13 protein-coding genes and 1 pseudogene are annotated in these 14010 nt (G+C 38.1%); 10 read left to right on the top strand and 4 right to left on the bottom strand.

All coding sequences use genetic code 11. The annotated features are described in order from the left end of the window. The first annotated feature begins 140 nt into the window (after positions 1-140). From ubiE to HP439_RS12585, 4 genes are all read left to right on the top strand, one after another. On the top strand, positions 141-881 hold the full coding sequence (gene ubiE, locus HP439_RS12600) for a bifunctional demethylmenaquinone methyltransferase/2-methoxy-6-polyprenyl-1,4-benzoquinol methylase UbiE (protein WP_172390696.1): 741 nt from the start codon (positions 141-143) through the stop codon (positions 879-881). Positions 882-993: 112 nt separating this feature from the next. After that, positions 994-1764 carry an SDR family NAD(P)-dependent oxidoreductase gene (locus HP439_RS12595; protein ID WP_172390695.1) on the top strand — a complete coding sequence of 257 codons (771 nt, stop codon included), beginning with the start codon at positions 994-996 and terminating at the stop codon, positions 1762-1764. A 36-nt stretch (positions 1765-1800) separates the two neighbouring features. Then, a complete protein-coding gene (locus HP439_RS12590; protein WP_172390694.1) occupies positions 1801-2250 on the top strand; it encodes a GatB/YqeY domain-containing protein in 450 nt (149 codons plus the stop codon). 9 nt (positions 2251-2259) lie between these two features. Continuing rightward, on the top strand, positions 2260-2709 hold the full coding sequence (locus tag HP439_RS12585; RefSeq protein ID WP_172390693.1) for a GNAT family N-acetyltransferase: 450 nt from the start codon (positions 2260-2262) through the stop codon (positions 2707-2709). A gap of 117 nt (positions 2710-2826) precedes the next feature. Here the strand turns inward: HP439_RS12585 and glsB are convergent, their stop codons facing one another. Further along, positions 2827-3786 (bottom strand): glycine N(alpha)-acyltransferase GlsB, encoded by a 960-nt coding sequence (gene glsB, locus HP439_RS12580; protein ID WP_172390692.1) that lies wholly within the window; start codon positions 3784-3786, stop codon positions 2827-2829. A gap of 3 nt (positions 3787-3789) precedes the next feature. Further along, positions 3790-4623, bottom strand: coding sequence for a lyso-glycine lipid O-acyltransferase GlsA (glsA, locus tag HP439_RS12575; protein ID WP_172390691.1), 834 nt, complete (start codon positions 4621-4623; stop codon positions 3790-3792). 196 nt (positions 4624-4819) lie between these two features. On the opposite strand from glsA, the gene HP439_RS12570 reads away from it, so the two are divergent. From HP439_RS12570 to HP439_RS12545, 6 genes are all read left to right on the top strand, one after another. Next, on the top strand, positions 4820-5482 hold the full coding sequence (locus HP439_RS12570; RefSeq protein ID WP_172390690.1) for a CBS domain-containing protein: 663 nt from the start codon (positions 4820-4822) through the stop codon (positions 5480-5482). 53 nt (positions 5483-5535) lie between these two features. After that, positions 5536-6429: an NAD kinase gene (locus HP439_RS12565; protein WP_172390689.1), complete on the top strand. Its 894-nt coding sequence runs from the start codon at positions 5536-5538 to the stop codon at positions 6427-6429. Positions 6430-6737: 308 nt separating this feature from the next. Further along, a complete protein-coding gene (gene uppS, locus HP439_RS12560) occupies positions 6738-7475 on the top strand; it encodes an undecaprenyl pyrophosphate synthase (protein WP_172390688.1) in 738 nt (245 codons plus the stop codon). A 120-nt stretch (positions 7476-7595) separates the two neighbouring features. After that, a complete protein-coding gene (bamA, locus tag HP439_RS12555) occupies positions 7596-10172 on the top strand; it encodes an outer membrane protein assembly factor BamA (RefSeq protein WP_172390687.1) in 2577 nt (858 codons plus the stop codon). A 174-nt stretch (positions 10173-10346) separates the two neighbouring features. After that, positions 10347-10883, top strand: coding sequence for an OmpH/Skp family outer membrane protein (locus tag HP439_RS12550; protein WP_172390686.1), 537 nt, complete (start codon positions 10347-10349; stop codon positions 10881-10883). A 94-nt stretch (positions 10884-10977) separates the two neighbouring features. After that, a complete protein-coding gene (locus tag HP439_RS12545; RefSeq protein ID WP_246229350.1) occupies positions 10978-11571 on the top strand; it encodes an OmpH/Skp family outer membrane protein in 594 nt (197 codons plus the stop codon). An 89-nt stretch (positions 11572-11660) separates the two neighbouring features. Here HP439_RS12545 and HP439_RS12540 read toward each other — a convergent pair whose 3' ends face one another. Together HP439_RS12540 and HP439_RS12535 are read right to left on the bottom strand one after the other, a co-directional pair. Further along, on the bottom strand, positions 11661-12650 hold the full coding sequence (locus HP439_RS12540; protein ID WP_172390685.1) for a YihY/virulence factor BrkB family protein: 990 nt from the start codon (positions 12648-12650) through the stop codon (positions 11661-11663). A gap of 302 nt (positions 12651-12952) precedes the next feature. After that, positions 12953-14010 (bottom strand): annotated as a pseudogene (locus tag HP439_RS12535) (hypothetical protein); the annotation flags it as partial.

The raw sequence follows: 14010 nt of genomic DNA, 5'->3' as shown, positions 1-14010 counted from the left end.
AAAATAAAGCATGAATCTAAAGAAAAAATCCGATTGACTCAACCCTTCACCCTAGTAGCCAAATACTTATACGTATTTATAGAAAAATATTTACCATTTAAATTCTTTTTTGGTGATCTCCAATGTTGTATCTTTGTTGTATGGTAAACGATACTTCAACGATAAAACCTTATAAAACTAAGGAAGGTGGCAAAAAAGAACAAGTCGCTGATATGTTTAACAATATATCTAAAACCTACGATGTATTAAATCGTTTAATGACGATGGGAATAGACACCATTTGGCGTAAAAAAGCAATCAAATCGTTAAAAAGCATCCAGCCCGAACTTATACTTGATGTTGCGACGGGTACCGGTGATTTTGCAATCGAATCGTTACGTATTTTAAATCCAAAAAAAATTATTGGAGTAGACATCTCATCAGGCATGTTGAATGTAGCTAAAGAGAAAATTGCAAAAAAAGGATTGCAAGACCGCATTGAAGTTCAATTAGGTGATTCGGAAAAACTAAATTTTTCTGACGACACATTTGACGCTGTTACGGTTGCTTTCGGTGTACGTAATTTTGAGAACTTGGAACAAGGACTCGCGGATATCCACCGCGTCTTAAAACCTGGAGGAAAAGCGGTCATCTTAGAATTATCAAATCCTTCAAAATTCCCTATTAAACAGTTCTATCATTTTTATTTCCATAAATTTACTCCTGCATTAGGTAAACTAATTTCAAAAGACTCAAGCGCCTATTCTTACCTTCCTGAATCCGTTGCAAATTTCCCCGATGGAGAACGATTTGCCGCAATCACATCAAAGGTTGGTTTTAAAAGCACGCTCGTTCGACCACAAACATTTGGATTCTGTTCCATCTACGAATGCATAAAATAGTATTTACAGTACAATTGCAATTATTATTTATGGTGTCGATTGTACGTCTTCAATAGAAAAAAAATTCCTCACGATCAGAAGAACTCACAATACGACTTTAATTACCAAAAAAATGAGAACAGTATTTATTACAGGAGCAAGCTCAGGAATTGGAGAAGCTTGTGCAAAAACTTTAGCGAAAGAGAAAACCTATCGGCTTCTACTCTGCGCACGACGTATGTCCAGATTATTGGAAATCAGAAAGATCCTGTATGAAATCAACCCTCATTGCGAGGTGTATTGTTTTGAACTAGACGTAAGAGATTTTCCTCAGGTCGAACGGTCCTTATCAAGCTTACCCACGGAGTGGCGAGAAATTGATGTTCTCATTAATAACGCAGGATTAAGCCAAGGTTTGGAAGGCATTCAAAACGGCGATATCGGAGACTGGGACAGAATGATCGACACCAACGTAAAGGGATTATTATATGTGAGCAGAACGGTAATTCCTATGATGGGCAATAGCGATAATGCACACATCATTAATTTAGGATCGATCGCTGGTAAAGAAGTATATCCCAACGGTAATGTATATTGTGCCACCAAGCACGCTGTTGATGCATTAACCAAGGCGATGCGTATAGACCTGCTTCAGGAAGGGATTAGAGTTACGTCAATTGATCCCGGAATGGTCGAAACGGAATTTTCAGAAGTACGTTTCAAAGGGGATAAAGAGCGGGCTAAAGGAGTTTACAAGGGGCTCATCCCACTTTCAGGGACTGATATTGCAGAAATAATTTCATTTGTACTTTCTCGCCCAAAACACGTAAACATCAACGATCTACTCGTGATGCCGACAGCACAAGCAACCGGCACGATCGTTAAACGAGAACCCAATAAATAGACTATAATTTTTTTTTAATCTTTAATTTTCAATATAATGTCATTAGAACAAACAATAAACCAAGATATTAAAGCTGCGATGATTGCTAAAGACAATGCGCGTCTTCGTGGACTTCGCGCAATCAAAGCAGCGGTACTTCTCGCTAAAACTGAAAAAGGAGCAAGCGAAGAATTAACTGAAGATGGCGAAATAAAAGTTCTACAAAAATTGGTTAAACAACGCAAAGAATCTGCAGAAATTTACAAAACCCAAAACAGGGATGACTTATACCAAATCGAAATCGAAGAGCAAGAAGTAATTGAGCAATATCTCCCCAAACAATTAGATAAAGCTTCTATCGAGAAAATTATCAAAGATATTATTACAGAACTCAACGCCACGTCGGTGAAAGATATGGGTAAAGTAATGGGAAGTGCAAACCAAAAGCTTGCTGGACAAGCGGATGGACGAACAATATCTGAAGTCGTGAAATCACTATTAAGCTAATTTCATAAAATGCAAACCAGATGGGAAATTAAAACGTTTGACACGCTTGATACATTAGAATTATATCAAATAATTCAATTGCGTATTGATGTTTTCATGCTTGAACAAAATTGCTTCTATCGCGATTGCGACAACAAGGACCTTGTATCAAATCATTTAATGGGCTGGCACCAAGACACCCTTGTTGCCTACGCTCGTTTAATACCACCTAGTATCTCTTATAAAGAAAGTTCAATCGGCAGGGTGTTAGTCCACAAAGACTTTCGAAAATTTGGTTTAGGGAAAGACTTGATGCATCGTGCTATATCTTTTTTAAGCCCAGAGGTCGAACCGCAACCGATACGAATCAGTGCCCAGTTGTACTTACAAAAATTTTATCAAGAATTAGGATTTCAAAAAACAAGTGGAGAATATCTAGAAGACAATATTCCACATATTCAAATGTTGCGGAATTCGTGACGGCTCAATTTATTATCAACCGAAAAAAGGATAAAAATAAAACCCGCTTATACCTCGGAGCAAAACTTAGTTAAACACCTTGGGCATAAACGGGTTTTCTATAAAATCGTGGTGCAATTATTTCTGCGGACGTTTGCCATAGTGTTTATCCCGTTCAAAAGTAACCATATGCCGTTCCTTTTTAGCTGGATAGATATCATCTAGCGTAATCATGATACCTGTTTCCTCCACTTCGCCAAACTCATCGTTCATCGCTGTTCCAAACGTTCGCATTGAAGGTGAAAGATTCATATACGTGTTTATTAGTGGTGGTATATTTTCGCCGAGTTCACGCACTTTCGTATTAAGAACTTTATAACCTTCTTTATACTCCATACCATCAAAAATACCTTGAAACATTGATATATCTGTTTTATAGCCGATATTCAAATGTGCAAATGGGGTAACCAATTTTTGCTGATCAGGAAAATAATGTTCCATAAAAAGAATCAAAAGGTCTCGCGCCGAAGCATTATAGTGAGGATACATCGTCACCTTTCCAAATAAATACTTAATATCGGGAAATATCATAACCAGCGCACCTAGCCCATCCCATAAATTATCCAAGGAAAATAGTCCTTTTCGATTATCGATAGCAGGTTGATAGCGTGGTTGAACCCAAGAGCGTCCCAGTTCCAACGTATATGGAAGAAAATCTTTCTTGAATCGGTCTGAAAAATCAAAATAGTGCGCTGTAGAAAGGTAAAAGCTTCCGTCTTGATCTACCGCTTCTCTGCATTTAATAACGCGGTAACCAGCTATAATTTCTTCATCCTCTGGATTCCACGCGATTAATTGATCATAATTATGCGTACAGGTATCATTCTCATCGATATCATAAGGCAAACCGGTACCTCCTCCTGCGCCACGAAAAGTCAGTTCACGCAGCCTCCCAATTTCTGTCATTATGTTAGGTGCTTGATGAAAGTTTATCAAGTACACCTCATTATTACCATTATTTGTATAGCGAACAAAAGCCTCTTTAGTCAGTTCGGCCTTAATTAAACTTCTTTCTATTGGTGCAATAATTTCTTGCATATATTATTTGTTATCTCCCATTTTATAAACTATGGATCGCAGTTCAGCGGCCCATTCGCGTTCGCTTTTCGATTTGTCCAAATAGCTGTAATCAATACGTTCTCCAATACGAATTGTTACCGTCTGATTACGTTGTGCAAACATCTCATCCGGCAAATATAACATCTCCAAATTTACTTTGAGCCCGATCTTCTGTCTTATCCTAGCTAAATTATAGAAAAAATTAGAATTTTTTCCTTCAATATAAACAGGTACGATATCCCGTTTATATTTTTTTGCTTTACTTATAAAGCTCTTCTTCCATTCTAAATCGCGAATCCCCCCCCTCAATTTCCGAGACACAAGTCCTGCAGGAAATATAAGCAAAGCGTTGTCCGAAGCATATGCATTATCGATCGCAACTATCCCACTTTTTGCTTGATTGCCTACTTTATTAACAGGTATAAAAAGAGGCTCTAAGTTTCGAATATTCATCAAAATATCGTTTACCAAGAACTTTACATCACGGCGATATCGACCAATAGCATGCATAATCGCTATACCATCGAGTCCTCCCAAAGGATGGTTTGACGCAAAAATAGTATTTTCATCCAATGGGATATTCTCAACTCCCTCCAATACAACGTTAATTCCAAGCTCTTCAATAAGCGCATCGACGAAGTCTAGACCATATAAATCTTTAAACTTAGTCATGATATAATTAATATCATCTTCGTGTAATACCCGTTCCAAATAACTTACGATCGGCTTAGGAATCCATTTGGCGAGTTGGGGACTTTTCTTATGAATAACCTCTCTTACTTGAATAAACTTTATCTGTCCTTCTTCTTCAACCATTTGTTTTTTTAAGTACTAGTCATTAATCGACAAAATCAACGTAAAATTAATAAAATATATTATTATTGGTTGTAAAAACATATTTACATCACGATCCTTGTATACTGTATTATTCTTTTTAAATTAGCTATAATTAAAAATTGAATAATGTTTTATACGCTTTTAGGTTTTTAATCGATACACCAAACTGCTGAACATGTATATAGGTAGAATCCTTGAACAGAATTATTTTGACGTCAGATCTTCGGAGACGATATCCTCCGGGCTGGAGAAGATGAATGAAGTTCACACCAATCAACTTGTCGTCGTCGATAAAACTGATTTTATTGGCATAATCACTGAGGATGATCTTTTGGGGGCGAGCGACGAGAGGAAGCTTATTAGTTCACTCACCGTATCTCTTCGATTCCTATATTTATATGAATATCAACACATTTACGACGCTCTACAATATATGAGTGCCCACCAACTGCAAATTCTCCCCGTTTTAAATAAAGATAACGTGTATTTGGGTGTTGTTACACTTCAAAATCTAATAACGGCACTCAACAGTACATTAGGCAACCAAAATCCCGGAGCAATAATAGTATTGGAGCTTGGTAAAAATGATGTTTCCTTTTCACATATTGCACATATTTTTGAATCGGAGAATGTCCGTATATTGAACTCTGCCGTACGTGACATTCCTGATACCACGAAAGTCGAAATGACAATTAAAGTTGACAAACAAAATATCTCGACCCTCGTGGCCTCGCTATGGCGTTTCGATTATGTGGTAAAAGCTACGTTCAATGATGGAAGTCAGGATTCTGATATAAAAGAGCGGTATGATATCTTAATGAATTACCTTAATTTATAGCAACTCACTCTTTTTTTAGCATCTTTGCCTTAGAATTGTCAAAACACCTAAGCATGCACAAAAAATCTATAGCGATATATGGAAGAGCATTTAATGCATCGGTCGTTCCCTATGTCGAGCAGCTCTTCGCTTATTTAACGAATAAGGACATTCTCGTATATATCCACTCTGATTTCTTTGATTTCCTCAAACAGCAATACGACTGTACATTCGATTTCCTACTGTACCATACCCATGAGGATTTACCCACGGACATCATGTTTTTACTTAGTTTAGGCGGAGATGGAACGATGTTGTCTGCCGTTTCACAGGTACGCGATTCAGGCATTCCAATCGCAGGGATAAATTTTGGTCGTCTTGGGTTCCTTGCCTCTATTAACAAAACAGAGATGATTCAAGCGCTCGATGATATATTTGCAGGAAATTATACGTTACAAGCACGAGACCTCATCGAGGTAAAAGGGAACAGTAAATCAATATTTGGAAACGAAAATTATGCGTTAAATGACATCACCGTGTTTAGACACGATACGTCTTCAATGATCACAATTAACGCAACTTTAGATGGTGAATTGTTAAACTCATATTGGGCGGACGGGATTATAATAGCCACACCCACGGGATCGACAGCCTACTCGTTAAGCTGCGGCGGGCCGATTATCATGCCAGGAAGCGGTAACTTTGTTATTACGCCAATTTCTCCCCATAACCTCAATGTGCGTCCACTCATCATCTCCGCAAACAGCGTACTTGAACTAGAGATTGAAAGCCGGACAGATAAATATGTGTTGAGCTGTGACTCTAAAACGGAAACGCTTGATACAATTACCAAATTACGTTTACAACGAGCTCCTTTTCAAATACATTTGATTCGTTTACGATCAGACAGCTATTTTACTACGTTACGAGAGAAACTGTTATGGGGGTTAGATGTACGTAATTACTAGTTTGATTAAATTTTGTATTAATCATATTGCCCTAAAACAATTATATTTACCTGATAAAAGAAGCCTTGATCGTGGTTCCTAATTCCAAATTGCACTTTCCCATAGTCTTATTAATGGTGTGCAAACGATACAAAATCAGGAATAAACAACCGAGGTTAGAAATAAATGCTTCTCAAAATTCCGCAATATAATGGGCGAGCGCTAAAGAAAGAGCATTGTTAAAAAATGCCCCTCGGCGCGAAGAAAAGGAGAAGATACTAGTCAGCTAAGTATCGCTGACTATTGAAAATACTAATGTGTTCTAGAAAATGAGTTTCAAAGAAAAACTAAAGAAAGATAATTTGCCGCAACATATTGCAATCATTATGGATGGCAATGGCAGATGGGCAAAGGGAATAGGAAAACTCCGCATATTCGGCCACCAAAATGGCGTATCAGCAGTACGTGAGGCGATGGAGGGGTGTGTAGAAATCGGTGTAAAATACCTAACGTTATACGCCTTCTCTTCTGAAAACTGGAACAGACCTAAGCTTGAAGTACGAGCTCTTATGGAATTACTGGTAAATACATTAGCGAAAGAAACGAAGACGTTCATGGATAATGGCGTGCAGTTGAGAACAATCGGAAATATTAGTGACCTCCCTGACAAATGCCAAAAAACACTAACAGATACCATAGAGCTTACAAAAACAAACAGCAAATGTGTCTTGACCCTTGCTCTAAGTTATGGGTCGAGGGCTGAGCTGGTCGATGCAACCAAAGCTATTGCGCAAAAAGTTGCTTCTGGACAACTAGACATTAAAGAGATAGATGAGACTGTGTTCGGTAACCATTTATATACGCAAGGTATGCCTGATCCAGATTTAATGATCCGCACAAGCGGCGAACAGAGAATCAGCAACTACCTACTCTTTCAGATGGCTTACACCGAATTATGTTTTCTTGAAAAAATGTGGCCAGAATTCAAACGCGAAGACCTTTTTGAAGCCATTTATAACTACCAAAACAGAGAAAGAAGATTCGGGAAAACAAGCGAACAATTGTAATATTTATTTACCTTTGCTGCATCAATTAAAAGCCTAATTAAATGCCTGGCTATTAATTATGTTCTTTTAACAAAAATTAACAAGAGATTCGTGTACTTTAGCACCGAGAAAATAGATTAAATGAAGCGCATATTATACTTAATAACATTTACCATACTATTTGGCGGACAAGAATTATTTGCTCAAATACAAGGGAATAATCCTATTAACTTAAATAATCCAAACGAAATAAGCTACTTAGAACCAAAGGACTACGTAATTGCGGGAGTCCGCGTCTCTGGAGCGGAATATTTGGACGGAGACGTATTGGTTACGATTTCGAAGTTAGTAGTAGGACAATATATTGAAGTGCCAAGTGAGGCTACGGCGAATGTTGTTAAAACATTAATGTCACAAAACTTATTTGATGACGTTCAACTTTATGCAGAACGTATTGAGAACGAAAACATCTACCTCGAAATACGAGTTCGAGAGCGACCTCGTCTTACGCGTATTGATATTCACGGTCTAAAGAAAACTGAATCGGAAGAAATCCATAAACGCTTAAACACGAGCGCCGGTAAAATAGTAAACGAAAACCTTATTAAAACGACGCAAGCGACTATTGAAAAGTTTCTTCGTGAAAAATCTTATTTATATCCCGAGATTAAAATTCGTACAGAGAAAGATACTGCCCAAACAAACAACGAAATTGTCATCGTTGACGTTGATAAAAAGAAAAAAATCAAAGTACATGGTGTACACTTTAAAGGCAACGAAGCATTCTCTAACAAACAACTCCGAAAATACCTAAAAGGTGTTAAACCCCGTCGTTGGTTCCGGATATTCGGTCCTGGGAAATTCAAAGAAGATAAATATAAAGAAGCTAAAGAAAACCTGATCGCCAAAATGCAAGATAAAGGTTATCGTGATGCGCAGATTCTAAGCGACAGCGTGGTACGCTACGACAACAACGAAGTCGATATATTTGTAGATTTATACGAAGGACCTAAGTACTATGTTGGAAACATTGAATGGTCAGGTAATTCGAAATACACAGACTCGGTACTAAATATTATCTTAGGTATAGAAAAAGGTAATATCTACAGTGAAGAGAAACTGACTACTAAATTATCGGGTCCTAGTCGGAATAGTGATGACATTAGCGCATTATATCAAAATGACGGATATCTAACATTCAATGTACAACCGATCATCAAACGTATATACAGCGACACAGTAGACTTAGAAATCGTACTTAGTGAAGGAAAACAATTCACGATTAACAATGTTATCGTAAAAGGTAATGACGTTACCAATGATCGTGTGGTTCTTCGTTCAATCTATACTAAACCTGGTCAAAAATTTTCCCGTGAAATGCTTATGCGTAGTGTACGAGAAATCTCTCAACTAGGGATGTTCGACGAACAAAAAATAAATCCAGTACCGACCAATTTAAATTACGAGGAAGGGACAACAGATTTAGAATATACCGTTGTTGAAAAGCCTTCCGATCAAGTTGAGCTTTCAGGGGGCTATGGCGCGGGGCAAGTCATTGGTACATTAGGACTTACTTTTAATAACTTTTCTACAAGTAACCTTTTTAAGAAAGATGCATGGAAGCCACTCCCTCGTGGTGATGGTCAGAAACTAAGCATCCGTGGACAAACATCGGGAAAACGTTATCAGTCATATAGTTTTTCATTTTCTGAACCTTGGTTAGGAGGTAAGAAACCGATCTACTTTGGACTGAGTGCATATACCTCCAATTCTTCGTACGGTGGATTTAATTATTACACAGGCGAACAAATGGTTAAAGATTCAGAGTTGAATCGTATTTGGATGACCGGTGTAACAGCGACTTTAGGTAAACGATTGCAATGGCCGGATCCGTATTTCCAAATAAACACCTCGTTATCCTTTCAACGCTATAAGTTACAGAATTATGGAAACTACTTCCTTTTCTCCGATGGAACCGCGTATAACATTAACTTAACACAAGAGATAAGCCGGAACACTATTGATGCACCTATTTATCCAACTTCTGGATCAAACATAAAGTTCAGTGTGCAATTAACTCCTCCTTATTCATCATGGAATAATATCAATTACGAGACAGCGGAAGATAATGTTAAATACAAATGGACAGAATACCACAAATGGAAATTAGATGCTCAGTGGTATGCTAAAGTTGCAGGTAAACTGGTATTAAAAACCCAAGCACAATTCGGTTATCTAGGAAACTATACGAACAGAACCCCAACATCTACTTTTGAACGTTTCAAGCTAGGTGGCGACGGTATGCAAGGGTTCGACTTCCTGCAAGGATCAGAAATCATCGCAATGCGTGGTTATGCGAACGGAACTATCATCCCCGAATCGACAGGTAACAATCAAGAAAACATCGCCATTAACTCGGGTAGTCCGATATATGCAAAATATCAATTGGAACTTAGACATCCAGTGATGCTTAATGATCAAGCGACGGTTTTCGTGCTAGCGTTTGCCGAGGCGGGAAATACATGGAATAAATTCAGTGAAGTAAACCCTTTAAAAATGCGTCGTTCGGCGGGTGTCGGTGCACGTATCTTCCTTCCAATTTTCGGTATGTTAGGAATCGACTACGGACATGCATTCGACCCTATTCCTGGACTCCAATCAAGTGCATGGAAACAGAATTTTACATTTAGTATATTACAAAATATGGGCGGCTTTTAAACCATTTTGATGCAACGACGTCCTAAAAAATAGAGGAGGAAAAGTAGCTATTTAAAAGGATTTAACGTTTCTTAAGAAAAATGGAGAGAAGCACGCCAATTTAAGGCACATTATTCGCTAGTGAATAGTCTTAAGAAACGTTGCAGTAAAATGTTCAAAGAAAAATTAACATACATGAAAAAGATAATATTTATCATCGCACTTTTTTTAACAGCATCGTTCAGTGCTGTTAAGGCACAATCGATAGCATACGTTGATTCTGAGTTGATCTTAAAGCATATCCCTGAATATGTTACTGCTCAAAAACAACTCGATGATCTATCGACCACTTGGCAACAGGAAGTCGATAAACAATACGCTACGATTGAAACATTATATAAAGCATATCAAAATGACCAAGTATTGCTAAACGATGATATGCGTAAACGCCGTGAGGATGAAATCGTTAATAAAGAAAAAGAAGTAAAAGAATTTCAGCGTCAAAAATTTGGATTTGAAGGTGAATTATACAAAGAACGTACGCGTTTAATTCAACCTATTCAAGATCGGGTTACAACTGCAATCAAAGAGGTCGCTAACGCCCAAGGCATAGATCTCATTATGGATAAAGGTACGGAAGCAACTTTCTTATTTGCAAATCCTAAACTTGACAAAAGCAATGATATCATTACAAAATTAGGGTATAAACCGAATCCAAGCTTGGCAAACTAATTTTTTTGATTATAATTGTCTAATTAATTAAAGTAATATTTATTATAAAAAATACAGTATCATTTACAAAGCAGAACGATACAAAAAGTTTAAAATGAAAAGAATGAAAAATCTATTTAGAAGTGCAGCTTTAGCGGCAGTGGTGTTATTAGGCGTTCAGAATGTTAACGCACAACAAAAAATCGGACACGTTAATGCAGATGAAATCTTTCAATTGACCCCTGAGTTTAAAACCGCAAATGATCAATTGAAAACTTTAAATGATACAAAGACTCAAGAACTACAAGGTATGTATGCAGAGTTTCAAAAGAAACAAACCGCTGCGAACGATAAAGTAAGAAGTCGTAGTGAAGCAAATAAAGAAACGGTAGACGCAGAACTTCAAACTTTGGGACAAGAGCTTCAAGCCATTGAAACCCGTATCCAAGAACAACAACGTGCTGCTCAAGAGGAGTTAGGTAAAAAACAACAAGAATTACTTTCTCCAATCCAAGTAAAAGTAATGACTGCAATAAACGCTGTAGCGAAAGAAAAAGGCTATGCTTACGTTTTAGATATTTCTAACGGTAGCGTTATCTATTTCGATGGCGGTGAAGATATTTCTGCTGATGTGAAATCAAAATTAGGAATCGCAGCAAATGCAACTCCTCCTGCTAACCCAGCTGCAACATCTGCTCCTGCAAAGTAGAGACGTAAAAAAAATAAATAAAAAAGGACACATCCATTGATGTGTCCTTTTTTATGTCAAATAATGGCAGATCAAAATTATCTATCCCCTCATCTCGCCGCATCTCTGTTAATTCTCCCCGCAGTCTTTTCAGTTACTGTCAATTCTTCAGTTGGAATTTTCGCAACTTCACGCTCAACCTCTCTTACCTCGACGTGCACTGCAAACTCGGAAGGCTCGATAGGGATTCCATAAAACACAGCGTATTCACGTGTAAAGATGGCTCCTAGGTATAATATGGCGGCGGTATAATATACCCATAAAAGGATTAGTACTATCGAACTCGCCGCTCCATATGTCGATTCCGCATCCGAAAACTCAATATAGATTCCAATCAAGAAACGTCCGATTACAAAAAGAAAACTGGTAAACAAAGCTCCCGATCGCACCGTTCGCCACTCAATCTTTACATCTGGTAAAGTCCTGAATATTACCGAAAACAGGATAAAAATAATAAAAAAAGAAAGTACGAAATTTATAGAATTGAATAAAAAAACGGTCGTATCTTGAAAATATCGCTGTAAGCGCTCAGTCAGCGCCAGAACAACACCGTTAATTATCAGGGTCACTACCAATAGAAAACCAAGCCCAATCACCAATGAAGAAGAGAGTAAACGGTCTTTAAGGATTTTCAGCCAGCCCTTTTTCGCTTTAGATCGTACACGCCAAATCTTGTTAATCGAATTTTGAATGTCACCAAAAACCGTTGTCGCGCCTAACAGAAGTGTTATTCCGCTGACAATTAATGCTAGATTAGATTTCCCAGAAAGGGAAAGGTTCTTGATTATCTCCTGAACCTGTCGTGCTGCGGTCGGACCTACTATACCACTTAATTCGACAACAACCTTCCCTCGAATTGCCTCCTCGCCCAAAAATATTCCTGCTAAAGATATCATGAGTACCAAGATTGGTCCTAATGAGAACACTGTATAATATGCCAAAGATGCACTATACTTTAAGCTATCTTCTTGCGTAAATCCTATCCCTGTGTTTTTCAATACAGTGAAAAAATTTTTAAGACCGACGATTAGTTTATCCATTTATTTTTCCGTTTTCTAGATTCGGTGGCACCAAATGTGCTGCCCTTATCAATAAAGTAGTTAACCATACATTTAACCAAACCCAATTAACGGTATAAAAGTTTTATAAACTTCACATTGATAGTGATTCCGATCGCCTAAATAATGGCAAAAAGACTAGCTCTTCCCTCGTTATTTCCAGTCGTTTATCCACTAAATTAGCTTCACAAAAAGCATTAACATTTCAGTTTAAGGACGACCTTCTTATTTTTTTCCAATTTTGATCGATCTGTCCAATACTCCAAAATGTAAGGCACAATTTTCTAAAAAGAATACGTCACCCCTACAGTTCCACCTCCATGTAGCGTGTTTTTGTCGCGACTCCCTCCCCATATGTTCCAATAAATCTTCGATTCAGCTCCAGAGGTCGCTGCTTGTTGATATACAAAGGCTGGAGCTGCAAAAAGACTCCAATGAGGTGTTATTTTGTAAGAAGGAACAGCTCTAAATGCTACTCGGTTGGTACTATGGAAACGAAAATCATTATCAAAATTATTACGCTGTATAATCTCGACTGCAAATCCAAATTTATTTCTGTCAATTATTTTTGCGCCAAGACCAAATTCAGCAGCATACGAATAATCAGGGTCATCCGCATACACACCTAAACCAATAATACTGTAAAGGACACGTCCACCTGAACGGAATTGTAGACTGGTCAAATTGCTCTCATCAAACTGTAACGACAAATTTTTCTGACCGTTCTTAATTAAGCTCAGCAATGCTATGGGATAATCGCTACTATCGGCTATATTAAGTAACCCCGCAAGTTGAAATCCTCTAACGTTCTTTGCGATATTTACTCCCCCCGCAACTTGGCTGTGCACGCTGCCAAAAGAAATATTTGTGAGGCCAGCCACTTGAATTCCGTGCGCATGCTTTGCTTTATTAAATCCTCCCGCAATTTGAACATGTGCAGCATCCTGCGAAACATTCCCGACACCGGCTACCTGAACCCCATTTACGTTATTGGCTTTATTGATGCCACCAGCAATTTGAAATCCTCGCTTAACCGTGTCAACTGAGTTCCAGCCACCGGCAACTTGTACTCCTTTCAAATTACGAACTACCACGTTACCTGCTCCCGCCATCTGAAATCCATTAACGTGGCCCCCCACCACGTTCAAAATGCCAGACACTTGTGTGCCTTCCATATCGAATTGATTAACACTCAACCCTCCTGCCAACTCTACACCTTTCACCCCCGCAGTGGAGCCACCTATCAGATTCAAAGAAAAATTGTTAACTATCTGAGAGTTAAAAAAACCATGAGTTCCTAAACCTGGGGCGAGAGACACTTGGATAGGGCTATAAGCAAATA

Source organism: Sphingobacterium shayense (assembly GCF_013179575.1).
In the GTDB taxonomy this organism is placed as follows: domain Bacteria; phylum Bacteroidota; class Bacteroidia; order Sphingobacteriales; family Sphingobacteriaceae; genus Sphingobacterium; species Sphingobacterium shayense.
This window is presented reverse-complemented; position numbering and strand designations above follow the sequence as displayed.